This window comes from Methanosarcina horonobensis HB-1 = JCM 15518 (assembly GCF_000970285.1).
In the GTDB taxonomy this organism is placed as follows: Archaea; Halobacteriota; Methanosarcinia; order Methanosarcinales; family Methanosarcinaceae; genus Methanosarcina; species Methanosarcina horonobensis.
The window spans coordinates 169,346-195,478 of the sequence record NZ_CP009516.1 but is presented as its reverse complement, the minus strand read 5'-3'; the positions used below and the strand labels follow the sequence as shown (position 1 = coordinate 195,478).

Genomic DNA, 26,133 nt, shown 5'->3' with positions numbered 1-26,133 from the left:
TCATATTAAACAAACATAGCTATAGTATTTCTGCTCAGTTTTTTTATAAAGTTTAATTCATAATTATTAATACCTCCAATCAACACCATTACCGAAAAATAAACAAATATACCCAATATTATAGAAATTAAAAGCTCCATAATACTGGAAGGACCTATTAAAAGGACAATCCCCGACATAATGGAGGAAGAAATCAAACATTTTAAAATAAAAATAGAATCGATATTAAATTCTATGTATTTAAAAGAAATATACAAACAAATTGCTGTCATGAAAAAATAAGAAATTAAAGTAGCAATTGCTGCTCCTATAATCCCTATTGAAGGTATTAAAAAAAAGTTAAAAATTATGTTTAAGAGAGCTGCAAAAGAATGAATGTATAGATTAAATTTTGTTTTCTTCACCAGGTGTGTAATGTTGATAACTATCTGGAAAATACCTGCTAACAATCCTGAAACAGCAATGAAAGGTATAACAATACTTCCATAAATGAACTCCTGAGTTGTAAGAATTTCTAAAATTGGTTTTGAAAGCGCGGATAATCCAAAAACAGCAGGAATCGTTATTAAAAGGAAATATTTCAAAGAATAGCTTAAGTAAGTTTTTATTTCGTCAATTTTGCCCTCATCAAATAATCTGGAAAGTTCAGGAAATAAGATTAACTGAATAGGCGTAATAAATAAGTGAATAAGATTTCCTATAGCATAGGAAGCTGAATAGATCCCTACCTGACTTAATCCTAGAAAATAAGACACCATATACCTGTCACTGGAATCAGTAACCCATCTAATAAGAGAATTTGGAGTTAATGGAACAGAATACTTCAGATAATCACGAATATATTTAAACCGGGGAGCTTTAAATCCGATTTGAGATACTATTTTAAAAATAGAAATTAAGAACAGTAGACTTTGGACAATTAATACTGCGAAGATAACACCTAACAATTCGAAGCCCATAAGGAGAAAAATTAGTGTCAGAAAGAGTTGCCCAAAAGTTTGAAATAAAGTTAGCAAAGCAAAAGTTTTAATGTATCGGAATATTCTAAAATAAAAAGTTGAAATTTGAGTAACTGCACTAAGAGGAATTAAAAAAGCTCCAATTTTTATTAGATAAGAAGTGGTAATGTCTTTGAATATATACATTGCTAAGAGATCAGACAATAGAAATACTAATGAGGATATAAACAGACCAGTTAGAATAACGAAAGCTATGACTGAAAAGAAACTCTCCCTTATCTTATCTCTATCTTTTTCGGATGAAAGAAACCTTATGATCCCCATAGATAAACCCATTAGAGCAAGTGGCGTTAAGAGATAAATAGTGATATTAATCTGTACCCAGACCCCGTAACTGTGAGATCCAAGAGTCTTGGTAATAATTGGAAGTAAAAAGAAACTACCAAGACTGATAAGAGCCTGAGTAATCCCTACTATCCCTACATCTTTTGCAAATTTGCTGTATTGCATGAGTATCACATTTTGTCTAGAAAACGGTATGGTATTATCTTGACTATCCGATTTCCTATTACTCTAAAAATTTTTAGTTAAATAAGGATCCAACTTTAATAAATATTATGATTAAGTTTTGAAAGATTGTATAAAATAACATTTTTAAAAGCATAAAGGGCATCTCAATTTTTTTGTATTGAATCCAATTTTAGACCTCAATTAAATATATTAAATATATTAAAAAATAAAAGAGTTATGTATCGCAGACTTTATCAATTATATAAATTTGTTTTAGACCCTCCTAGAAAACAGAAAAATTACTGCAAGAACAGTAAATAATACTCATGAAAAATTCGTACTTAGAATTTTTCAATTTTTCGCTTTTGTTTCATATCCAGACATTACGTCTGATTTTCTAAAATAACTCTTTAAAGCTCCTAATTGTTCATAACTTATCTCAATAAATATATTCTAGTCTTTTTTTAAACTAATTTGGGTTTATTCTATTTTTCTATTGATCCTATAGTAAGATGAGCATATTCATTCTCAGTTTCTCCAGATGTACAGTTCAGTCAGACAAAAGATTAGATATTATGAATTCTTGCTTCATTGCACACACCTAATACTTTTCTTGCAACACCATCCCAACTGTGATTTTCAATAACATATTTACGGCCCTTATCGCCCATTAAACTTCTAGTATTTTCATCAGGAAGTAACTTGATCACAGCATTTGCTAGCTCTTCAGGATTCTCGGGTGTTACCGAAATTCCACCGCCGGAAAGTTCAATCAAGTCTTTTATCCCAGGTATACTGCTTGCTACGAGCGGTTTTCCACAGGCAAAATATTCATACGTTTTTAAAGCTGATAAGCCGATCTTCGAATTTCTTTCACGAATAAATGGAGCAACACAAATGTCTGAAGCATTGATATATATTGGAACCATGTTGTAGGGAACACTACCAGTAAAAATAAATTTATCCGACACTCCTAAATTCTCTGCTAATTGCAACCACTCCTTCTTCATAACACCATCTCCAACTACTAAAAAACGTGTCTGAGGATACTCTGTTAAAATTAAAGAAGCAGCTCTAATAAGGTATTCAACTCCCTGCCAAGGAGCTAAATTGCCAACAAAACAGATATGGAAATTAGAGGAGTCCAGATTCAGCTTATCCAGTGCTTCTTGTTTGACTAAGGGTTTAAATAAATCTATGTTTGCACCGTTATTAATTACTTCAATTTTACCTTCTGATATATTGTACGCATCTATAAGCTTCTCTTTGAGATTTTGAGTGACAGATACAATTCTATTGCAATATTTATAATTGAATTTTTCTGAAGATATACACAAAAAATGATCTAGATTACGTGCTACAGATTTTAATGACCTATTCATCAATATCTCATCATGAATAAATCCATTTATTTCAATAATACAGGGAATCTTGAAGGTTTTACATAATATAATAGGAAAGAAAGAAAAAGAATTTTGTCTTAGATAAATTACATTAGGTTTATTTCTTAAGCATTCGTAAAATAAATGTAAAAATAAAGAAAGCTCATAGGAAATACCTATGAAAAATTTTTTATTTACGTGAGAAATATATCTTATATTTCTCATTTCTAACCTTGCCTTACTTTTGGGGACAAATAGCGTAACATCTGCATATCTGCTCAGATTGTGAAAGAGCTCCAGAATATGAGTATTTGAGCCATTATTAGAATTTAGGTAGTTGTAATGAATAAAAAAAATTCTGAAATTTTTTGTTACCATATTATTTCTCCTCTGAATGAATAACATTGGTTATCATATTTTGAGATTGATCTCTTTGATTGAGATATATAGAAACTGCAGAGTTAGAATAAAATTTATGATTTAACTCTAATTTTGAATATAATTCAATCTGATTTTCGGGAGTACCTGCATATAGATAGTTAGGCGTATCCCTTGATTCAAGCTCACCCTGTCCGAAGTAAAGCCCGTTTCTTGCCAATTCTTGCTCGCGTATTACAATATACCCTTTATAAGAGGACAAAGAAGTAACATTACTAATTTTTTTAGTTCCATAATATGAAACACCCAATGACTGAGATTTTTCAAATTTGCCTGGGAAATATCGCACCGTGTGATAATCGGAGTAGATAATAGAGCCAAAAGGAACTTTTTTAGAAATATGGTTAAAACAGTCCAGTTCTTGATTATTAAAGTACTCATGTTGAGACTTTATCCAAAGATCGTCCGAATCAGAGACACTGTAAACTAATGAGATAAATGAAAAAACAGAAAATAAAATAAATACTAAAATAAATTTACGTTTAAATAGTTTAGAATGAATTTTTGAGCCAGTTGTTAAATATAAATAAATTCCAGCGCCCATTACAAAAGCAATAAATGGGCTAACAAGTAGCGTTAGCCGATCAAACCTAAAAAGCACCATAAATTGCCATACAGAGTTCAACGGGTTTGGAATATAAAAGATAAGGGAAAATAATGCGACTAGTCCAAAAACTGATGCATAATTATTTTTATGATTTTTTAAGAAATAACCGATTGCAATTAAAGCAAAAAATAGGAATATAGACTTATCAAAAAGCCCTAATATACCCAGCCATTCGCTCTGGGATACTCCAGAGTTTCCACTAAGCAGAACGACCGAATCTAGATAGTTTGGGTTCAGTCTTGAGCTTATATCCTTTGTGACAAATACATAGGCTACGAAAACCCAGTAAGAAATAAACATAACATTCATCAGCACATAATAAGTATTACTTAAAAATTTCTTGTTACCTGTGAGCCATTCTGAAATAAATATGATTGAGAATAACAATAGGATTTGAGGAATTGAAACTTGATGAACCAGGATCAAAAATATGGAAATCAGAATGGAAAGAATTCTGAACCTCATCCTATGTTTTTTTTCCTGACTACCTGAATAAGCCAAGTACAATATAATAATAAAACAAATGAAAGCCAATGTTCTTGTGATTAAATTTACACCATAATATATTACAGTTGAGTTTAATGAATAGAGCGAAGAAGACAAGAGAGCAATTTGCTGATTACCGGAAATTTTTAAAAAAACAAGATAAGTAAAGACCATTGTGATTGCATATATTGGTGCAGCTATTAAAAAAAGAGACATTCTAATATCAAGGTTCAAAAGATAAGATGTTTCCGATAGCAGGATATGATATAAAGGAAAATAAGAATAACTGCTAAGAGAAACTGGAATTACATGTCCTGAAATATGAGTAATCTGAGACATAAATATATGGGAAAGCAGATCGGTTGTTCCAAAATATGATCCATACTTCATAGTAACGCTATAGATCAAATTTGACATAACAAAGAATAACTCTGTAAGTATTAATGCAGGCTTTTTAATGTTAGAAAATATTTGTATAAATATGATCAGATAAGAAAATGAGATTAAAAGAAAATAGTACCAGGGCCTGCTTTCGCCGATAAATAAAACCGTTATTGAAAAAAGGTAAATTATCCAAAATACGTAATTAAGGACATTGCTCTCTGAGGTAAAAATATATAAATCTTTTTTTAAATCAATTTGCTCATTTTTCAGATTTATAATATAATAACATGAAATGATTGCTGGAATTGCAATGACTATTCCTCTGATAGCCGAATCAGATCTGCCGATAAACAGCATACATAAATATGCACCTAGAAGAATGAATGGTATGATATAAGGGAAAGCAATTGAAAAAATATGCATACCAGCTTCAATGTAATCTTTAATCTTCATTTTAAGATCCCTGGGCCAAACGTAATATTTTAGACATAAAGAAAGTAAATTGATTTGATAATTTCATTACTCACTTACTTTATTTTTGATCATTTATATGGGTAAAGGACTCTTTCATAATTTTTAACTGCAGAATCATAACTAAATTCAGCTCTTACTTTTAAAGCTGCATTCTTAGAAATTTCATTTAAGATCGGAGATTCCATAGCCCTAATTATATTTCTGAAAATAGAGTCCGGTGAGCTTGTCTCAATAATGAAACCAGTTTTCCCATCTTCTACAAAATCAGGGACTGCTCCAACTGGCGTTGTCAATACTGGAGTACCACAAGCCATTGCTTCAAGAATAACATTTGGAAGTCCTTCTGAGTAGGAAGGCAAAATCATTAATTTCATTTGATTAAAGTACTTTGGAAGCTCATCATGCGATACCCAGCCAGAAAATATAACATACTCAAGAATATTACTCTTAATTAAATACGATTCTATCTCATTACGTAGCTTTCCATCACCTATAATTAAAAATCTTATATCAGGATTCCACTTAATTACTTCAGGCACTGTTTTTATTAAATTTAAAATACCTTTCTCTTCGCTTAAACGCCCAACATATCCGATCAAGTCTTGTCTTTCCGTATATGGGTGCGTAAGAGAAAAGCTTGAAAAATCCAGAAAATGCTCGTGCGCTATAGAAATTTTGTTGCTATATTTGTTTAAATTCCAATCATTCACTAAAATATTTGAATATACAATGATTTGAGTTGATAATGCTAGGTTAATAGATTCTAGGATTTTGACAACCCTATAAAAAGGATCTCTTGCGTATTTGAGTGCTTTTGAAGAACCAGGTAGCATTAGAATTACTTTCTTTCTTAAGAGTTTTGCAAGGAATATAGGGAGTAATAGAGTTCCAGATCCATGAAAAAAAATCCATGTTTTAGCTTTTCTATTTATTTGGATAAATTTATATGATATTTTTAATTGTAATGCAACATGTGCTACAACCTTCAAAAACAAATTATTTTTGATATTATATCTTATTAGGTAAGTATGGATTTTACTATCTTTTTCAAGAATATTAGAACCGGCATTACCAGTGATGAAATAAATATTTTTTGAAATCGCAGAAATAATATATACTAAATTTGATAATTGATTTCGATTAGCGATAGCTATTGGAGAGGTTATTAAACCAATATCCTGATATTTTACGTAATCCATCCAAACCCACCTAAAAGTAAAATGTTAAATGAAGCATTTACTCAGGAACAATTCTTTTAAATTCATTCAGATATTTATCTGCAAGTATACCCCAATCCAAATTTTGGACTACATAATTTCTTGCATATATAGAGCACTCAGAATTGTCTTTTTGAATAAAATTAAGAATCAATTCTACAGCTTTTTTGCTATCTGAAAAATCAACACATATTCCACTTTTGGAGCTTTCTATAATTTTAAAATTCGGGATAGGTGAAGCTATACAAGGTAAACCAGACGCCATTGCTTCTGCTATGGTTAAAACCGGTTCACCACCCTCATATTTAGAGGTGATTATGAAATAATCGGAACAAGAATAAAGATCAGGTAAATCACTATCCGGGATAAAACCAAGAAAAAGAACATTACCAATATTATGACTGGCACTGTACTCTTTTAAAGGCTCAAATAACTTACCTTTTCCCGCAATTACGAGCGTGTATTTATCAGAAGTCCTTTTTTGGAGTTCGTTAAAAACACCAAGCATCAGAAATGGCATTTTATGATCTACTAACCTTCCCACAGAAAGAATAACTTTCGAATCCAGAGGAATATTAAACTTTTTTCGTGAAATATCTTTTGATACTGCTGGTTTAAAAATGGAAGTATCTACTCCATTTAAAATACGTGTTATATATTGATCTTGTGGTAATATTTTGCTCAGTTCACTACAGGTTTTTGAACTTACTCCTGTAAATCGAACATCTCCTTTAAATCTATTTAAACAATGCTTCTCAAGCAAATAAGAAAGCCTGTAATAAAACTTGGGAGAGATATTCTCATTCATAAATCCATAGGCAGTAGAATGTACAGTTACCAAAGAGTTCTTAAAAGGAATCTTCCCAATAAATAAGGGATAATGCAACCAGATTATATCATAGTCATCAGCCTTATCTTTAAAATATTTACTTACTTTGTACCAAAAATGGATTAGGCCTAAGCGTCCATGTCCTTCTAAATATGGAATCTTGATATCAGGGCCAGTGGGAGAGCAAACACTGCATTCGATACCCATTTTTTTCAATTGTTCCACTACATTATATGCAACGTTGGCTATCCCAGATCCATAAGGATAATACTCTGAAGCGCAAATTAAGACTTTCATAAAAAATCATTCACAGTATTAATCTTCTAAGCCTCTTTTTCAATAAAATTAGTTTGAATTATACAAAACATGTTTTTTATAAGATTCAATTAAATGAACAACTGAAGTCACTGACTTTTGCGAACCTGGTGAAGCAACATTAACTTGTTTATCGAACCCATGAGTATCTCCCTCAGTTTTAAACCAGTCTACAAAATTATTCAAGCCTTTATTAATGTTGAATAGCGGTCTGTACCCAATCATTTCGTTTCCCAGATCAACACCTGCAAGAGTATCCTCTGTATCTCCTTTTTGTTTACCTGCGTAAATAACTTCAGATTTTGAACCGGTAATCGATCTCAGGTTTTCAATCAAACAATTTACACTGATTCGGTTTCCACCACCGATATTCAAAACCTTTCCATCGGTTATCTTATTGTCAAGAAGTCTCTTGTTAGCTTCTACGACATCCTCAATAAATGTAAAATCCCTGGTTTGCTCTCCATCTCCAAAAACAGTAATAGGCTCATTCGCAAGCATTTTTCGAGTGAATATTGATATTGCAAGATCAGGTCTCATCCTTGGTCCATATACTGTGAAATAACGTAACGAAGTAGTTGGAAGCCCATACACTTCGTAAAATACTCTACAGTAGTGTTCTGCAGCTAATTTGCTAACACCGTATGGAGATACCGGTTCTGTTGGGTGCTGCTCGTCAAAAGGCAAATATTTTACTTTTCCATAAACAGAAGAAGAAGAAGCATTAATGACCTTTTTTACACCCGCATCCAGAGAAGCCTTAAGTACATTCAAAGTGCCCAGCACATTCACGTCATTCGGCTTAAATGGGTCTTCAACTGAAATTCTTACCCCTGCCTGGGCAGCTTCGTGATAAACATAGTCCACTGTACTATCAATAATCTGCCCCATCCTGGAAAGGTCAGTAATATCTGCATTAACAAAAGTGACATCCCCACTGTTAAGAACAGTCTTTACGTTTTTCATTTTCAAATCAACAGAATAATAAGGATCAAGGTTATCTACAATGACAATCTCATGTCCGTTTTTTGCCAAGTTTTCTGCAATATGTGAGCCTATAAAACCTGCACCGCCTGTGATAACTATTTTGGACATTTAGATCAACTCTTTGTAAAGCTGGACCGTTTTCTTCACTGTGTCTTTCCACGAATGATTTTCAACTACCTTTCTTCTCCCGTTTTCCCGGAATTCTTCTGCGAGAGAGGAGTCCGAAAGCACTTTCGAAATGCTGTCTGCAAGGGCTTGAGAGTCTTTTACAGGCACTAGCAACCCGCAGCCCTCAACAATATCAACAAGCTGGGGTAATCTGGAACAAACAACAGGGGTCCCGCAGGACATTGCTTCAAGAATCGTCCTTGGAACTCCTTCCTCAAGGCTTGGAAGTACAAAAACGCTTGAATTCTGGTACATGCTTACGATCTCGGAATTCGGAACAAAGTCTTTCATGATAATACTGCTTTCCAGGTCCAGATCGCGTACTTTTTGGGTAATGTGGTCTTTTTCCGGGCCTTTACCAACCAGAGTAAGAGTAACATCAGGATGTCTTGTTTTCAAAATACTGAAAGCATCTATAAGGTAATCGAGGCCTTTTCCTTTTGCATATCTGCCGACCCAGAGCAGGTCCTTTTTATCAAAACAGGGATCTCTGGCAGGGATAAATAGATCGGTATCAATTCCATTGTGGATTACCCCAATTTTATCGGATTTTATCCCCAGATCAACAAGTTCCTGTTTTTCGGTCTCAGTATAGCAGAGAATTTTATCGGCAGCTGCAAAGGTTAGACGTGCACCTGTTGCAGTGTAAAAGTCCTGAAACCATTTCGGAGCAGTCTGAGAATTCAGGCCATGATTAGTTATAACAAGAGGGGTTGAGCCGATCTGTCTGGCCACTGCACTCAGGTTAGTTGAGAAAAAAAGATGTGAATGAGCATGGACAATATCGTAATTGGATTGCTCTTCGAGGAGGTTAAAAAGCATGGAAGGCATAATGGAATTGCCAAGTACTTTTATAAGTGGCTTGAAATTACGGACATAATAACCATCATCCGCTTTGTACTCAGGTTCGACACCTTCAGAAGCTGTATATACAGTCACATTATGCCCTAATCTGACCTGTTCTTTAGACATTTCATGAATATGTATACCAAATCCACCGACCGTGTGAGGATATATATCAGGTGCAACTCGCAGTATTTTCAAGAAAAAAGACCCCCCTTTTAATTATTTAGTTTAAACCACATCTGTTTTCCTCGCAACTGCAGACACAGAATGCAGTAATATTCCTGTCAAAGTCATGAAAGTCCCTACAATAATAAGCAGGACCATCAGTACCGTAGGCCCAAAATACAGACCTGTGCCAAGCGTAAAATTATGTAGAAACATCACACCCATAATCAGACCGCCTGCATCCAGAACAATTCCTGGGGCTGTGAAGAAATAAAGAGGCCTTTTAAACTCGACATCTTTTAAAACCATAACAAGGACGCCTAAACCATGTTTTACCGGGCTTATTGTTGAACAGTCAACATCATACCTTACCCCGATCTCCACTTCCTTGATCTTTAATCCGAATCTACCTGCATCGGCAAGCATTTCACTTTCTATTGCCATACCCTGCGCATTGAAGCGGAAGATATCTTTTGTTGAGGCTGCAAAGGCACGAAAACCACTCTGCGAATCTGTAATCTTGAGACCTGAATTCATATTTGTGGCCGTATCGAGGATTGTCTGCCCGACACGACGATAAACTGGAGTGTTTTTATCATTATGGCTTAAATAGCGGCTGCCGTTGACCATTTCAGCATAGCCGTCAATAATAGGGGCTATAAGTCTGGGAATGTCTGCAGGATTGTGCTGACCGTCAGAGTCCATAGTAACTATAATATCCGCACCGAGGTCGGCAGCGGCTTTAAAGCCGGTCTTGAGGGCTGCTCCTTTGCCTTTGTTAGCCTCGTGAACAACCACATGGGCGCCTGCGTTCCTGGCGATTGCAGCTGTGCGGTCAGAACTGCCGTCATCAACCACGATTACACTGTCGCAGTAGTGTTTAGTGAGAAGGACTATGCTACCAATGGAAACTTCCTCGTTGAAGGCAGGAAGAACTACGGTAACATTTTGAGGGGATGTACCTTTTACATCATGACTCCCCTCTTTTTTTAATAGTAATTGGATGCTTGTACCCTTAAGCCGTTCTTGATTCATTTGAATAACCCTCTGATAATAGATTTACTGTAAGTAAGACCGTTAATGACATATCAAGTAATTATTGGACGTATCAACCAGGTGAATGTATTAATTGGCTGAAATTATTCAGGCATATGGGGAACAAAAAGCAAATTTAGTTAGTTTAATGATCTAATCCTCGCATCTGAATAATTGTTTGATCTTAATTAGTTAAGTTAGCTAAATAAGATTCAAAGTATTAGAGTAAATATCAAACAAGATCTACTTGTCTGAAAGCTCCTTCCATCGAATGGGCTACTATTCCTTTTAAAGTCATATATACTCCTATAAGGGCCAGGAAAACCATCAGGAAGGTATGCCCGAAATTAAGGTTTGCACTGCCCAGGAAAAAGGCTTCCATGAATTTGAACCCCATATAAAAGCCACATGTTGCAAGGGCAAAACCTGGCACGGAGTAGAGGTACAAAGGCCTGTTGTTTTCTATGTCTTCAACCACAGTCTTCAGGGTGCCGAGCATGTACTTTGCCGGATTTCTGATTGAAGTTTCGGAGTTATTGTAGGCTCCGATCTCTACTTCGGTAATACGGATGCCTGACCTCCCTGCGTCAGCAAGCATTTCATTTTCTATGGCTATTTTTTTGCCGCTGAAGCGGAAAATGTCTTTTGTGGAGGCTGCGTAGGCGCGGAAACCGCTCTGCGTGTCAGTAATTCCAAGGTTTAAGTTCATTTTTGCAGTTGTATCCTGCATGGTGTGACCTATGCGACGGTAGATAGAGTCATTTTTACCCGGATGATTCAGATAGCGACTGCCATTTACTATCTCAGCATCACCTTTGATGATAGGAGCAACGAGCTTTGGGATATCAGCAGGGTTGTGCTGGCTGTTCAAATCCATAGTAACTATAATATCTGCGCCCAGATCGACTGCAATTTTAAATCCGGTTTTGAGAGCTTCAGCTTTTCCCTGATTGAATTTGTGTACAATCACCTGAGCTCCAGCTTTCTTAGCGACTTCAGTAGTGCGGTCAGTGCTGCCGTCATCAATCACTACTACATTGTCTGCATAAAGTCTGGTGAGAAGAACTATACTCCCTATTGAAACTTCTTCATTGCAGACTGGAAGGATAGCAGTTATATTTTGAGAGGAGAACTCCCTGAAGCGCTGGTTTTCTATATGGGCTGAGTACTGAGTATTGTTGTCCATAAGCAGTTCATTACTCATTTGTATGACCCCCTTTTTAACTAATATTATAAAGTAGAGACAGTTATAAACGCCTAAAAGTTACTTACTATCGTAATTTCGCAATGAATAGAGTTTATTGAATAACTGTTTGAGTACGAAATGCACTTTAATTTTTTAGAATGACATATATGTCATGACTATATATATTTATTGATGAATAAACAATATAATAATAATACGTCAGAAATAATAATAGCAAGCAAGCCTTAGTTGGACAAATATAATGATATACTATTGAACTATAGACTTTAAAAAAATAGTTATAAAATTGCGACAGGGAAAAAATAAATATCAAAAAATAAAAAAATAATTTAGAGAAAACAGCATTGTAAGCACTCTGGATTTCAGTACACTGGTACCGTAAATTTTCCAGAATTTTTAGACATCCTTACCAGAGGTTTGAAGTCATAAAATTTTACATAGCTATATTTACAACTTGCCGCATATCCGGATAAAGAGAGAAGCAAAAAAGAAAAGAACTTTAGAAAGATCTTTCCGAATTCTTTGGTTGGGTTTCCCAAGGGGAGTTAAATCTAAAATAGACTTAATCAAAAAATATACATATGAAGAAAAATAATAAAGCTATCGGTCTACGAAAAAAGTCACTTAGAAAAAAGTGAAGATGATGTAGAAAAGTCGAAAAATCGCGCAGCAAGACATAAGAAATACAGAAGAACAGAAAAAAATTCTAGCTGATAATACACGAATTGAAAAAGAAGCGAAAGAATAAAATGTATTAGGAAAAAATAGTTACTCTTCTTATTCTTCTGAAAAAAACCAGAGAGATATAATAAGTCTTTAAATTATATGCCGGATGACCTCAATGACCGGAAAAAAAGTTCCTTCAGACCTTTTGGCCGTTATCGGGCTTGTGATCCTTACCGATCTCTTCGTACTCGTGCCCGGATTAAGTGAAACTGTAATCCGTAATATCGTCGGCCTGCCTCTTGTACTGTTCCTCCCAGGGTATGCCCTTATTGCTGCACTCTTTCCTGCAAAATCCGACCTTGACGGGATCGAAAGGACAGCTCTTTCCTTCGGGTTAAGCATTGCAGTCGTGCCCCTCATTGGTCTTGGGCTCAACTACACGCCCTGGGGAATAAGGCTTCTGCCAATCCTGACAAGCCTTTCATTGTTTACACTTTTAATGTGCTGGCTTGCATACTTGAGACGGGAAAAACTTCCCGAAGCTGATGCCTTTGAAGTGCCCTTCAGGAGAATAGCAAATGAACTTAAAGCTGAAATCCTGGAAAAGCCGGAACCAGGACTCGACAGGGCTCTGACAATAATTCTGATTCTCTCTATCCTTCTGTCAGTTACAACTCTTTTCTATGTGGTAATCACCCCAAAAGAAGGAGAACATTTCACAGAGTTCTATATCCTGGGGCCTGAAGGGATGGCTGACAATTACCCAACAAACTATACACTTGGGGAAAGCGGGAGAGTAATTGTCGGAGTCGTAAATCATGAATACAGCCCTGTAAATTACACACTGGACGTGAGGCTTGAAAATGAGTCCCTTCCCCTACCCGGAAACATGCAACAGGTTTCACTCGCCCATAACGAGACCTGGGAAGAGCCACTAACACTCACTCCTTCGGTAGAGGGAAAGGATATGAAACTTGAGTTCCTGCTCTTCAACGAGACAGACAAGAACACACCCTACAGGGATCTACATCTCTGGATAAACGTGAGTTCAACAGAAAACTGAGGCATAAACTTCTGGAGGCAAAAAGGTGCAGCTAGAGCAAAGACCTTTGAGCAATCAGGCTCAGTCTTAAATATTACTCCAGTAAATGCAAAATTCAGACGGCAGTTTTTGACCTGCATTTGCCAGCATCCAGAGATTTTCGGCTAGATTTTGACCATTTGGCAAAATCTCCTCAATAAATTTACTGCCGTGCCGTATAAAAGTTCTCTAATAACGATACCTTTAACAGTAGAACGAAAAGCTCGTAATGAAAAGAAGTAAGTCATCTTGGGGAGTAATTCAACATTGATCCTGTGAATTCGGGTTCTTTTTACTTAAGCTTTAAGCAACTGGCTCAGGTGTAGCGAAGGGAAAAACTAAACATCCACCCATTCCAGTCTTAAGGGAAATCAGACAGATCAAAATTCGACATTTTAAAAAGCTGACTATCTACAAAACTTTATATAATATTTACAAGAAAAGCTTGTATAATACCGGCCCTTATGACCTTCCTGATACTCGAATAATAAAAACCCACGAAAAACTTTTAATAAGATATGCGCAAAATAGATCTGAACTCGTCTGGATCTGGAAGAGGAGCAATTTCCGTGCAAAAACTAATTAGTTCTCACAAAAGGCAAAAAGAACTGAACTTTCTAATCATCGTTTCAATTCTGATTCTGGCATCAATAGTAATTTCTCCAGCTGCCGCATCGAATAGCAACCTGAGTTTGTCTCCTTATCCAGACATGGATTCTGTTTCAGAAAAGATACATGCCGAAACTTCGGGAGAAACAGTAGAGCTCGGAGCTACAGATCCTTATGAAGATTCAGAGCCATTTCTAAAGCTTGAACAGAAGATAGATATTGCCTATACAATCGTGGGAATCGGGGCAGCAGTTCTGATTTTATTTGGATATTTACGCATTCTTAGAGAAACCCCGAATTTACAAAAAAAGATGATGGAAAATTTCCATTTATCTAAAATTTTCAAAACAACTGAGCCCGAAGAAATTGAAGAAATTAATGAGGAAGAATTCGAAACCACAAGACTCAGGCTCCTTACCGCATTTCCCATCCTGGGCATAACCCTGGCAGAGCTTCTTATGTTTTCAGGCAGAATGGGAGCTGCTGTCTGGGTACATATAGGAATTGTTATTGCTCTCTCTCTTTCCGAGATATTCTTAAAGGATCCGAAGATACACAGAATTTACCAGGCCTTTATGCTTCTCCCGGTGCTCAGACTGATTAACCTTTCAATGCCAATCTTTTTTGAGACTACTCTTTACACCTTCGTCTTTATCTACGGGCCCCTGGCAATTCCTGTAGTGGTAATTGTACTGCATCAGCGGGACTCCCTTGAGCAAATTGGGATAACCCTGAAACATTTCGTACCTTACATGCTTCTTTCAGTTCCTCTTGGCTTCCTGATGGGACTTGGAGAATACCTTACAATACGAGCAAGCTACCTGATTCCGGACCTGACTTTCGTAAATCTGCTTAAGCTCACCATTACTATGGTCTTTTTCGTAGGGCTTGTTGAGGAACTTATCTTCAGATCAATCCTGCAGAGCAGGCTCGAGCAAGCTCTCAGCGTGTGGGAGGCCCTGTTAATTACAAGTTTTATGTTCGGGCTAATGCACTCAGGATATGGCACTATTTATGAAATTTTCTATACAGGCATTGTAGGACTTATCATGGGCCTTGCTTTCTACAAAACAAAAAGTTTACCCTTTGTTGCTGTCCTCCACGGATTCGTCAACGTTTTCCTTTTCGGGATCTTGCCTCACCAGCTAAACCTATTGCCTGGTTTTTGAATTCTTAATAAAAAACCATGTAAGCTTTAATTTGAGGAATTTCCCGAGAATATAAGATTTCAGCCTTTTTTCTTTTTTACCGAACCTTTTTTTCCTTTTTTCATTTTCTTTCTAAAAAAACATTAAAGAAGATGAAGGGAAACAGAAAAAAATATGACTTTAAGTAGACCTGAGGAGATAATACTTAAAGAAAAATAAAACTATTTGAGCGATAAAAAATTAATGAAAAGAATATAGGAAGGAAATTTTTAAAATCAGAATAATAATCTCAAATAATCGTGCCGACCTTAAAAACAACAATAGCTACAAAGCTCAACAGTAAAGGAACAATTGGCAGATTAAAAGAATTGCTAAGACGACCGTTCCAATGTTTGGACGCAGAGAGGACTTCCTTTAAAGAAAGTAGAGAAATAAGCCCGACAATTACAGCGGACCCATACTGAGGAAGTCCTGGGGTTGTAATCATGGAAATTACACTTGAAGAGATAGCACTGGATGAAATTACACTTAACAGCATATGCGGACACCCCTGCAAATATTAAAAGATATACCGTGAGCATGGAATATCACTGGTATAATAATAAATCATTGAAATAATGTTAGGTTACTGACATAATAAAACAACATACTATAAAATACTTTTCACTAATCTCTAAATTTTAAGAGTAGGTAAACTCACATATTAGCTATTAAGGCAATAATACAAGGTTTCAAAATTAAGGATACGTAAAGGTATAAACTGAGTTATAGAATGTTTAGTTATAAGACAAATAAACATCAAGAAAGAGAAAGTACCAAAAATAAGAAGCAGAAATATTAGAAAACCTGTTTTTAACAAGTTAGATTAATTTAAGAATTGATATAAAAAAAAGCCGATAAAACTTCACAAAAAGTCTGATTGAGATTTCTGCATACAGATACCAAAAAATAGAATAGAAGAATAAATGAAGGTCCAGAAACCTGGAACTTAAATGACCTCTGCAATTTTAAAAACGACAATTGCACCAAAACTGAAGAGCAAAGGCAGGATTGTCAGATTGAAGGAACTGTCAAGGGATCTGTCCCAGTGCTCGGATGCTGATAGGATCTCTTTTAAAGAAAGAAGAGCGATCAACCCGACAACTACCGCGGCACCGTATTGAGGAAGCCCAGGACTTGTAACCATAGAGATTGCACTTGAAGAAATGGCACTAGATGAAATTATACTTAATAGCACAAAGATACCCCCGTAAATATGAATTAAACTGACCCAATTTATTCTGGGACTTATTCATATAAAAGATTACATAATATAAGAAGCTTTTCCTAAAAATATTAAGATTGAAAATATTATACTAGTAGGTGAAAAAATATAAGAAAATATAATTAATTTAATACAAAAAATGATATCAATTTTACACTCTTACTAAGCAGATAGGAAATTGAGATTTTTAATTAGTTATCCATATAAAATCAAATTGCTTCGGGTCGTCCGCCGATTTCTCGGATAGTTAGAAATCTTCTAGACTTAGTTGTCCAGATTTCTTTAATCTACTCGATCGAAACTTTTTCTTTGTTTTTCCCTGGAAATCGTCAATATACTGCTTGATTGAGTCTGCAGTCACATATGCCATGGAGTGGTAGAGGATCATATGCACTTGTTTCTGGAATTTCATCCAAGCACCTCATTATCCGAGGTAATTCAGCACCTAAAAGGAGGCAGTTCTTACAGATTGTTCAAGCTTTGTCCAGAGCACATAGAAAAGCCAGCGAGGGTTCACTTCATCCCAACTTGAAAATTGGGGTATTCGTGACTCTCCACGCTCCCCAGTAATAAAAAGAAACTAATACATTTAATCATCTGAACAACTCACATTATCTTATCTCTGACCCTTTATCCTTACACCTTATTCTTCCTTCATCCACTTTATCTTTCTTGAGTCATTGATCTTATTATCTTCCTTGAGTAATTCATCTTTTTTCTGCTTACTTTTCTATTTACTTTCTTATGAAATGTTCTCAATACTGTTTATTTTCTCCGTTTTTCTGACTGAGAGGTAGAACAAGTATCTGAAGATAGCCTTAGCAAACTGAAAAAGAAAAACAAAAAATCGTCAGTCAAAACACAGAGAAGACTCACTAAAAAGAATAGTGCAGAAATGCACGAAATTTGATTGGTGGCAAAAAAAGGATAATTCCAGAAACCTGGAATTTAAATGACTTCTGCAACCTTGAAAACGACAATTGCACCAAAACTGAAGAGCAAAGGCAGGATTGTCAGATTAAAGGAACTGTCAAGGGACCTGTCCCAGTGCTCGGATGCTGATAGGATCTCTTTTAAAGAAAGAAGAGCGATCAACCCGACAACTACCGCGGCACCGTATTGAGGAAGCCCAGGACTTGTAACCATAGAGATTGCACTTGAAGAAATGGCACTAGATGAAATTATACTTAATAACACAAAGATACCTCCCATAAATAATTAATTAGTTTCACTCAAGATTTTGTGAAATTATACAAATAGGAGGGTTGCATGATATAAAAAAGTTTCCTCAGATAATAGACTATTGATAGACAATAATTAGTTTATTAATATAACAAAAATAATAAACAAATTGCCTGAATACAGCGCAATACAAGAAATAATCAATATCTAGATAAAGGTTTGAGATTTTATACACTGATATGAGCTAAAAATGTTTTTATAATCATGCAGGAAAAATACGAGAAAAGAATATAAACATTAAATAACATTACTACTGCATTTACTAAAAAAAGAATAGGAAGTGAAAGAATAAAATATTTAGTTGTACAGTTTATAAAAATTTAAAAATTAGTAGGACTTAGGATTTGCCATTAAAAACAAAAATAAAACATAAGATTTATATTTAATTTACAGAGAATCTAAATTACTATCAATAAAAGTTAATGCAACATTAAGGAAAAATATTTAAAGAATATCTATCTGCAATGTAATTATAAATATTAAATATTGTTAAAGATCTCAAAAAATTTAAATACGTACATATTAAAAATAATGAGCATATCCCAAGTTTGAAAGGAGTAGTTCCCGTGAGAAAACTCGCTCATCTCCATAAAAAGAGAAAAGAACATAACGTTATAATTACCTCTCTGTCGATTCTGATTCTGGCTATACTAATAGTTTCACCTGCATCTGCAGCAGTTAGCAGCTGGGAAATATCTCCTGAAAAACCTGTTCTTGGAGATACCCTTAGTATAAAAGGAAGTGCATCTCCAGAAGAGGAAGTTGAAGTACAGGTAACTTTTGAAAAGGCTGTTCAGGCGTCGGGGGGAGAGTACGAGTACATATTAGAAGACGTGGAAATCCCTGAAGGGTTCAAGAACCGCTTTACGGTCCAGGCCAGTGAAGCCAGAAACCTCAATGTTAGGGTAAAAATGCTGATATGGATAACTAAAAGCTCAGAAGCTTCCGGGAATACTGCAACTGTAACACAGTCAAGTGTCCCTCCGGGAACATATCAGATAAAGATGGATGGAGATGCTAAAGGGGAAACTTCAACTGTGAACCTGAAAATTACAGCTGTTCAACAAATAAAAGCAGACTCAGACGGGGACTTCAGTTACTCCTATAATACAAAAGCGGTTCCTCCAGGAGACTTTGAAATAAGAGTAGGAGGCATCACAAAAAAAGTAACCCTGCAAGGAAAAACTCCAGCTGTTATATCGGATTCACTACAGGAAACAGAATCCGACATGGAACAAACGCCCTCAGAAACTCAGGAAGAAACAGAAGATACCGAGTTAAATCTGAATCAAAGCACTGAACAAGGAGAAAATAAAGAAGTAGAAGTTCAGGAGCCTCAACCTGCTAAGAAAGCAGGATTGCCCGTAGATACGGTTTACATGCTGGGAGGAATGGGAACAGCAGTTTTAACTCTTGTTATTTATTCAAAGAGAAAAACAACACAAAAATAAAAATTTCAACTTAAATGAAAATTTACTATTCTGAAACTAATGAATAAAAAATTGGGGAAATGGAGGCATGTAATTGAGAAAAAGTTTATTGATATTAGTATTGGCAATATTAGTCTTAACCTCTGCACCAGCAATGGCAGGAGGTGAGAAAAAAAATGCAGAGTCAATTGGGAATTTAAACTTTACTGATAAAGCAGTTTACTTTGTGGATCATACCAGCGACCCGGCAGAAGGAAACTGGATCACCATGGGATGCCCTAACGAAGGCACAAGGATTCAACTTCCTGAGCCGATAAAAATCACATATAACGGCCCGAAACATAAGGAATTCGGAGGAGCATCCGGGACCTTAAACAAAGAGGAAGATGAAAGTTATACAATAAAATATCCTTCAACTGCCTCTTACATTACACACCCGGTATATCTCCCTACTGAGAATGTAACTATGTCTTTCCATGGAGAATCTTCTCTAAAGAAACAAGAAGCGGAGATCTACCTCTTCAAGTTGACATCAAATTGTGCACATGAGCTTCTTGATGCCTTCCTGGCAGGAGATATTGGGAGCTTAAACACCCTCTTCAAAGACAGTGTGGGCGAAGAATACAAAAAGTATCACACCAGCCTCGATAGCTGCGGAGATATATCAGACTATGACCTTGGACGCCTTGATGCGGGCCAGTACTGCATAGTTATGGTTCGGCAGAATCAGGATGAAAGTCTGACAGTCCTTTCTTCAACAGCCTTTGTGGTTACGGAGTATGAACTGTGCGTTTCATCCCCCTCAAGTATAGTAAAAGGAAATGACCTGGATATAAGCATGAAACTGGAGAAAGCTTCCAATTCCGATGCAAACGACTGCATCTACGGGGCTATACTCATAAAAGAACAGGCATACAAAGCAAATATAGAAATCAACTCCGATGGCACAAAAGCCGGAACTTCCGTTATAATAAATGATCTGGATATTATTGATGAATTTGACATTAACTCCTCAAACTACAGGTCAAAATTGACCAAAAACGAACTGCAGACAGAAATCCAGACCCTTATAGGAGAAGGAAACGGAGCAATAGCAGTAGGGGAAACTGGCCAGAAAGAGCTGTCACTTACCGCATTCGACCTGCCTGTAGGTAACTATTACCTCCTTGTGGGCGCATACAGCTCTGAAAAGGGACTTGTAGGGCTTTCTCAGAAAGAGGTGGAGATTAAATCAAAAGGAAACTCAAACGGTGGTGGAAGTTCAAACGGTGGTAGCAACTCAGGAGGAGGCAGCGGAGGAGCAGGCGGTTCCCCCGAACCTGCGAAAAATGTTAAAACAAAAGAACTCTGCCAGCAGTTTATCTCAAACGGCAACAGGATAAAGTTCGAATTCACAAAGGAAGCAACCTCTATCGGCTACATAGTTTTTGATGCCAAAAAAACTGCAGGTAAGATAACAACTATTGTCGAGGAACTGAAAGGAAAATCTTCACTTACTCCTATAGGTCCCAAAGGAGCGGTCTACCAATACCTGAACATCTGGGTAGGGAACGGCGGCTTTGCAAACTCAGAGAATATCGAAAATGCTGTTGTAGGTTTCAAAGTAAGCAAGGAATGGATAACTGAAAATTATATCAACATGGATACAATAACCCTTCAACATTTCGATGGATCTCAATGGGAGTCCCTCAAAACGGAAAAAGTAAATGAAGATGATGAATATATCTACTTCGAAGCCGAAACTCCGGGTTTTTCCCCGTTTGCAATTACAGCCAGCAAGAACATCCTTGAGATTGGAGAAAAAACAGGGGGAGACGTAAGGCAGTCCATTTCAGGTGGAAAACAACAGGACAATTCAGAATTAGTTATGGGATCTGATATGTCTTCTAAAGAAAATAGAAGCGTGTGGTCAAGAGTTATCAGCTTCTACACAGGCTTCTTTGTGATAATGTTAATCGGGATAGCAATACTGAAAAAAATAGATCAGAATAATAAGGATGTAAATTCTGAAAATTCTGAGGAATAAGGTCAAACAGGAGAACAATGTTCTCCTGTTTAAATTCTATTTTATAATAATTCCGTTTAAGGAATTCGATATTAAGGAATTCGATAATAAGAAACTCTTTTTAAAAAGTTGGATTTAAGAAATATATTTTAAAAAACTTATTTTAAAAAACTTATTTTAAAAAGCTTATTTTAAAAAATTAAAAATTTTTGATTTAAAAAATCTAATTCTGAAATTACTGCTTGATTTTATAATCCTGTTTGAGAACAAATTATAAAAATTAACCTTTAGTGCTTAAATTAGGCTCTTTAGTCCTTCTTCCAGATCTATCTTGCCTTTCCACCAGCCAGAAATTTTTGAGACATCTGCCCTTGAGTCCCGAATATCTCCTGCCCTCGATCCGACATGTACGATCTTGCTTGATGAGCCGGTCAGTTTGATAATATTTTTAGCAAGCTCCAAAACTGTTACACTTTTCCCCATAGCCACATTGAAGACCTGACCATCCCCATGCTCAAGAGCTGTCGCATTTGCCCTGACAACATCTTTAACGTGCACAAAGTCCCTGCTTTGAAGTCCATCGCCGTATATAACAAGGTCTTTTCCTGCCTTTGCCCTTTCCAGAAAAATGGGAATCACGGCTGCATATGGAGATTTTGGATCCTGACGTGGACCATAAACGTTAAAGTAACGCAGGCAAGTAGTCCGAAGTCCGTGCTCTTCATAAAACATTCTTGCCAGGTATTCTCCATCAAGTTTGGAGATTGCATAAGGCGACGCAGGTTCAGGATACATGCCCTCACTTTTGGGAAGTACAGGATTATTACCATAAACTGCAGCTGAAGATGCTGTTACAAATTTTTTAACTTCGGCCCTAACACACGCCTGTAAAATATTAAGTGTTCCAAGAGTGTTTATCCGGAAAGCCTCAACAGGTTTTTCACAACTAAGCGGCACTGATACAAGAGCAGCTTCATGGAAAACGCAGTCCATACCCGAGACAGCTTTTTCAACTGAAGAGGGATCACATACATCCCCCTGAGTGAATTCTATATTTCTGTGCTGAGGGATGTTTCGAGAAAAACCGGTAGTTAGATTGTCAAGGATCCTTACACCATGTCCTGCTTCTGCAAAATACTCAGCTATATGGGAGCCTATGAAACCTGCTCCTCCTGTGATCAGCACTTTCATATTCCGAAAAAGGGGAAGGTACAAAATAAAATTTTCCATGCAAGCATGAAAACTCTTCGGTACAGGAGAAATAGTAAAGGAAGATAAAAAACCGGTTACAATCAAGAGGAAGGTCACCAGAAGGGAAAAATTTTTCATAGAAAGAAGCCTTATGGATACAGGGGAATCAATAAAATTAGGGACCAGGGTTCACAGTAAAATAGAAATAGATTAGTAAATCACAGGAGCTTATTACTGGGGGTTTGCCACATAGCTTGAGGGGACTGAGATTTCTCTAAACATCGATCTCAAAGCAGTGGCTTTTTTAGTTAAGCTTATTAAGACCACTTACTTAGTTAGATACTCATTCAAATTTTTTTTCCTTTTAAGTTCTTCACAATTTACTAAACCAGCATCTGGAAGTGGAATACTGCTGAAGAAATGGGAGAAAACGCAGAAAAGATATAAATAAGTAAAATATAGTGTATGAATAAATATAAAGAGAAAAATAAGAAGAATAGTATATAAAATAGATATAAAGAGAATGATTCGAGAAAATTGGCGGAAAGCTAACATAAATATAAATTGCAGAAAGAGAATTTACTAAATATTTTCGCAGTGATAAAAATGGCTGGAAATAGACTACTTCCTCTAGATTTGCTGCTTGTAGCGGGTCTTGTGATTCTTACTGATATTTTCGTACTTGTGCCCGCACTCAGCGTAAGCTTTCTGCGCACAGTTCTTGGACTTCTTATGGTTCTACTCCTGCCAGGATATGCACTGACAGGAGCTCTTCTTCCTGCAAAAAAAGACCTGGAAGGAATTGAAAGAGCTCTGCTTTCCTTAGGGTTAAGCATTGCCGTAGTCCCACTCATGGGACTGGGAATGAACTATACTGACTGGGGAATCAGGGAAGTTCCTGTACTCACAGGCCTTTCAGCTTTTACGCTTCTTATGTGTGGGGTTGCGTATTACAGAAGACTGCACTTACCTGAAGCTGAAGCGTTTGAAGTCACAGTCAGAACCTCTATCTCCACTCTGAAAACAGAATTTATGGAAGAAACTGATTCCAAAGCCGACAAAATCCTTGCATCATTAGTCATAATTTCTATGCTGGTTTCTCTTGGCAGCCTTGCTTATGTCATAGGAAATCCCAGAGAAGGAGAGTCATTCACTGAGTTTTACATCCTGGGTCCTGACAGAGTGGCTGAGAACTACCCAACAGAATATGCGCCCAGTGACAGCGGGACAGTTATTGTAGGGATTAAGAACCATGAACAAAGGGCTATGGATTATACAATGGAAATAAGACTTGAAAACCGTTCCCTACCTCTTCCGGAAAATCAGAAATATATCAGACTTGACCATAACGAATCCTGGGAACAGCCAGTCACTTTTACTCCGCCTGTTGAGGGAAATAACATGAAACTGGAGTTTCTACTTTTTAACGAAACTGAAAAAAATGTTCCTTACAGGAGCACACATCTCTGGATAAACGTCACAAAGGAGACCTGAAGATAGTGTCCACAGACTATCCATCATCTGAAACGGAAGCAGGACAGATTTCTTTGCAGGGGATTGGGAAAACGTTTAAAACGCAGACTGATGAAAAAATGGGGTTCTTAAAGAAAATGTTTTCTGCAGGAGCTCCTGTTGTTGCAATTACTTTTGCCGAACTGTTAATTTTTACCGGAAGGGTGACAGAGGCAGCAGTAGCCTATACGCTGCTTCTTATTATCCTTTCAGTTTCAATAATAGTCTCAAAAAAAATGGAAATACGTAAACTTCACCAGGCGTTTATACTACTTCCAATTCTTCGGTTGATAAACCTTTCAATGCCTGTCTTCTTTGAAACCGACCTCTACTCTTTCATATTTATATATGTACCTATGGCAATTCCGGCAATCATTATATCCATTCATCAGGAAATCCCAGGACAGAGAAAAGCAGATTTGCTCAAGAAAATGAGAATTTATCTGCCCTTCTCTCTCGTTGCAGGTCTGATCTTCGCAGAGTTAGAGTATTTAATTATCCAGACAAGACCGCTTATTCCTGATCTTTCGCCTGTTAACCTTCTGGAACTCACAATTATAATGATTTTTGTAGTTAGCCTGATAGAAGAATTTATCTTCAGAGGAATTATCCAGACAAGACTTGAAGAGTTCCTGGGTCCTGCATGGGCAATCTTACTTGCAAGCTTCTTATTTGGGGTAATGCACTCAAGTTATGGCACTCCTTACGAGATAGTATATACTTTTTTTGCAGGAGGTGTACTCGGCTATTTCTTTTATAAAACAAAAAGTCTTCCTCTCATAGTGATGATTCACGGATTTATAAATATATTTTTGTTCGGAATAATTCCACACCTGGGCCCGGGACTGGGACTGATATAAGAGACTGTTTTAAGAGACTGTTCAAAAATTGAAAGAGAAATTATATAGGACGGAATATATAACTTAAGCAAGTTAATTAAATTTAAAATCCGGAAGAAAACCTATGAAATCTTTCGTGCTTAAACTGAACAGGAGTGGATTAAATCTTCTATTCTGTTTTCTCGTCATATTTCTCCTGCTTTTCGGGACTGCAGTCTCTTCTGCAAATGCTAAGGTAACAGGCTGGGAAGTAGTCCCTGAAAACCCGAAGAGCGGGGACACACTCCTAATCAGTGGGGTTGCTTCACCTGAAGAAGAAGTGGAAGTCTCGGTTTCTTTTGAAAAGACAGTACCTGTTTACCTGAGAGAATACGCTTACGAGTTTGAAAATATCGAGTTTCTTAATTTTAATAATCTTTTTACTGTAAGAGCAGAAGGAGTAGAAGGCCTTAAAGTAAAAATGAAAATGGTTTTCCCAAAGACAGAGAGCACATGGGCAGATAACGGAATTGCTACCGTGTCCTATTCCGGGGTTTCTCCGGGAGAGTATAAAGTAAGGGTAGAAGGCATGGCAGAAGATGGAGCTTCAAGTGTTAACCTGAAGGTTACAGCAGTTCAAAAACTGAAAGCTGGAAAAGACGGGAAGTTTAATTATATATTCAAAACAGAGTCAGTTCCTTCAGGAAAACTTGAAATCAGACTGGATAATTCGGAAAGGGAAATTATATTTGATTCAAAAGGAAATGCCCCTGTTCTGTCGATTCCTTCAGCTTCTTCCCAGATATCCGGAGAATCTGAGGATAGGAAGACTTCAGAACTGATAACATTTACAGATATGGAGTCCATAGATAAGGATCCGGAACCAATGGACAGAGAAAATGAGAAAAAACGCAGCATTTACCTGAACGAAAGTTCATGGGATAAAAATAATACTATAGCTTCGACTGTTGGAGAAGTCCCTTCAAAAGGAGTAGTAAAAGAGCAGAAAAATCAGAAACATGAGAGGCAAGTCATTGATTTTTTCTATTTGCTTGCAGGAATCTTAGCAGGATTTGGATGTTTACTGGCTATCAGAAGGAAAAAGTAAAAACGGTACCTTCTTTGACCCTGTATCCCGTAGATTATATAAAATGTGGC

The 26,133-nt window shown here is 36.4% G+C and carries 20 protein-coding genes and 1 pseudogene; 8 read left to right on the top strand and 13 right to left on the bottom strand.

From position 1 onward, the window contains the following. Positions 1–5: 5 nt before the first annotated feature. The 9 genes from MSHOH_RS00865 to MSHOH_RS00825 form a co-directional block, all read right to left on the bottom strand. The gene (locus tag MSHOH_RS00865) at positions 6–1,469 is read right to left on the bottom strand and encodes a flippase (RefSeq protein ID WP_048136723.1); all 1,464 of its coding nucleotides are present in this window, start codon (positions 1,467–1,469) and stop codon (positions 6–8) included. Positions 1,470–2,035: 566 nt separating this feature from the next. Further along, a complete protein-coding gene (locus MSHOH_RS00860) occupies positions 2,036–3,229 on the bottom strand; it encodes a glycosyltransferase family 4 protein (RefSeq protein WP_048136722.1) in 1,194 nt (397 codons plus the stop codon). 1 nt (position 3,230) lies between these two features. Beyond that, a complete protein-coding gene (locus tag MSHOH_RS00855) occupies positions 3,231–5,219 on the bottom strand; it encodes a hypothetical protein (protein WP_052730651.1) in 1,989 nt (662 codons plus the stop codon). A gap of 89 nt (positions 5,220–5,308) precedes the next feature. Then, positions 5,309–6,439: a glycosyltransferase family 4 protein gene (locus tag MSHOH_RS00850; RefSeq protein WP_048136721.1), complete on the bottom strand. Its 1,131-nt coding sequence runs from the start codon at positions 6,437–6,439 to the stop codon at positions 5,309–5,311. Positions 6,440–6,476: 37 nt separating this feature from the next. After that, a complete protein-coding gene (locus MSHOH_RS00845) occupies positions 6,477–7,583 on the bottom strand; it encodes a glycosyltransferase family 4 protein (RefSeq protein ID WP_048136720.1) in 1,107 nt (368 codons plus the stop codon). Positions 7,584–7,631: 48 nt separating this feature from the next. Then, positions 7,632–8,696: an SDR family NAD(P)-dependent oxidoreductase gene (locus MSHOH_RS00840; protein ID WP_239451133.1), complete on the bottom strand. Its 1,065-nt coding sequence runs from the start codon at positions 8,694–8,696 to the stop codon at positions 7,632–7,634. Beyond that, positions 8,697–9,800, bottom strand: a complete 1,104-nt coding sequence (locus tag MSHOH_RS00835; RefSeq protein WP_048136719.1) for a glycosyltransferase family 4 protein — start codon at positions 9,798–9,800, stop codon at positions 8,697–8,699. A gap of 30 nt (positions 9,801–9,830) precedes the next feature. After that, positions 9,831–10,802 (bottom strand): glycosyltransferase family 2 protein, encoded by a 972-nt coding sequence (locus MSHOH_RS00830; RefSeq protein ID WP_048136718.1) that lies wholly within the window; start codon positions 10,800–10,802, stop codon positions 9,831–9,833. 232 nt (positions 10,803–11,034) lie between these two features. Further along, on the bottom strand, positions 11,035–12,006 hold the full coding sequence (locus MSHOH_RS00825) for a glycosyltransferase family 2 protein (protein WP_048136717.1): 972 nt from the start codon (positions 12,004–12,006) through the stop codon (positions 11,035–11,037). Positions 12,007–12,850: 844 nt separating this feature from the next. On the opposite strand from MSHOH_RS00825, the gene MSHOH_RS00820 reads away from it, so the two are divergent. After that, entirely contained in the window at positions 12,851–13,738 is an 888-nt protein-coding gene (locus MSHOH_RS00820; protein WP_048136716.1) for a DUF1616 domain-containing protein, read from the top strand. Between the two features lie 536 nt (positions 13,739–14,274). Further along, the gene (locus MSHOH_RS00815; protein ID WP_239451131.1) at positions 14,275–15,534 is read left to right on the top strand and encodes a CPBP family intramembrane glutamic endopeptidase; all 1,260 of its coding nucleotides are present in this window, start codon (positions 14,275–14,277) and stop codon (positions 15,532–15,534) included. Positions 15,535–15,802: 268 nt separating this feature from the next. Here the strand turns inward: MSHOH_RS00815 and MSHOH_RS22440 are convergent, their stop codons facing one another. Beyond that, a complete protein-coding gene (locus MSHOH_RS22440; RefSeq protein ID WP_204245370.1) occupies positions 15,803–16,051 on the bottom strand; it encodes a hypothetical protein in 249 nt (82 codons plus the stop codon). Positions 16,052–16,501: 450 nt separating this feature from the next. Beyond that, positions 16,502–16,699, bottom strand: a complete 198-nt coding sequence (locus MSHOH_RS00810) for a hypothetical protein (RefSeq protein WP_048136715.1) — start codon at positions 16,697–16,699, stop codon at positions 16,502–16,504. Positions 16,700–17,150: 451 nt separating this feature from the next. Here MSHOH_RS00810 and MSHOH_RS22435 point away from each other — a divergent pair. Next, positions 17,151–17,309 (top strand): annotated as a pseudogene (locus MSHOH_RS22435) (transposase); the annotation flags it as partial. A 416-nt stretch (positions 17,310–17,725) separates the two neighbouring features. On the opposite strand, the gene MSHOH_RS00805 reads toward MSHOH_RS22435, so the two are convergent. Continuing rightward, positions 17,726–17,923 (bottom strand): hypothetical protein, encoded by a 198-nt coding sequence (locus MSHOH_RS00805; protein WP_082089454.1) that lies wholly within the window; start codon positions 17,921–17,923, stop codon positions 17,726–17,728. 662 nt (positions 17,924–18,585) lie between these two features. On the opposite strand from MSHOH_RS00805, the gene MSHOH_RS00800 reads away from it, so the two are divergent. Then, on the top strand, positions 18,586–19,470 hold the full coding sequence (locus MSHOH_RS00800; RefSeq protein ID WP_239451129.1) for a hypothetical protein: 885 nt from the start codon (positions 18,586–18,588) through the stop codon (positions 19,468–19,470). A gap of 100 nt (positions 19,471–19,570) precedes the next feature. Beyond that, a complete protein-coding gene (locus MSHOH_RS00795) occupies positions 19,571–21,475 on the top strand; it encodes a TIGR04279 domain-containing protein (RefSeq protein WP_239451127.1) in 1,905 nt (634 codons plus the stop codon). Between the two features lie 273 nt (positions 21,476–21,748). On the opposite strand, the gene MSHOH_RS00790 is transcribed toward MSHOH_RS00795, so the two are convergent. Next, complete coding sequence (locus MSHOH_RS00790) at positions 21,749–22,645, bottom strand: NAD-dependent epimerase/dehydratase family protein (protein WP_048142960.1); 897 nt, start codon at positions 22,643–22,645, stop codon at positions 21,749–21,751. A gap of 606 nt (positions 22,646–23,251) precedes the next feature. On the opposite strand from MSHOH_RS00790, the gene MSHOH_RS00785 reads away from it, so the two are divergent. The 3 genes from MSHOH_RS00785 (at position 23,252) to MSHOH_RS24465 (ending at position 26,083) form a co-directional block, all read left to right on the top strand. After that, positions 23,252–24,139: a DUF1616 domain-containing protein gene (locus MSHOH_RS00785; RefSeq protein ID WP_048136713.1), complete on the top strand. Its 888-nt coding sequence runs from the start codon at positions 23,252–23,254 to the stop codon at positions 24,137–24,139. 5 nt (positions 24,140–24,144) lie between these two features. Continuing rightward, positions 24,145–25,017 (top strand): CPBP family intramembrane glutamic endopeptidase, encoded by an 873-nt coding sequence (locus MSHOH_RS00780; protein WP_239451125.1) that lies wholly within the window; start codon positions 24,145–24,147, stop codon positions 25,015–25,017. Between the two features lie 103 nt (positions 25,018–25,120). Then, positions 25,121–26,083, top strand: a complete 963-nt coding sequence (locus MSHOH_RS24465; RefSeq protein WP_204245369.1) for a hypothetical protein — start codon at positions 25,121–25,123, stop codon at positions 26,081–26,083. Positions 26,084–26,133: the final 50 nt, after the last annotated feature.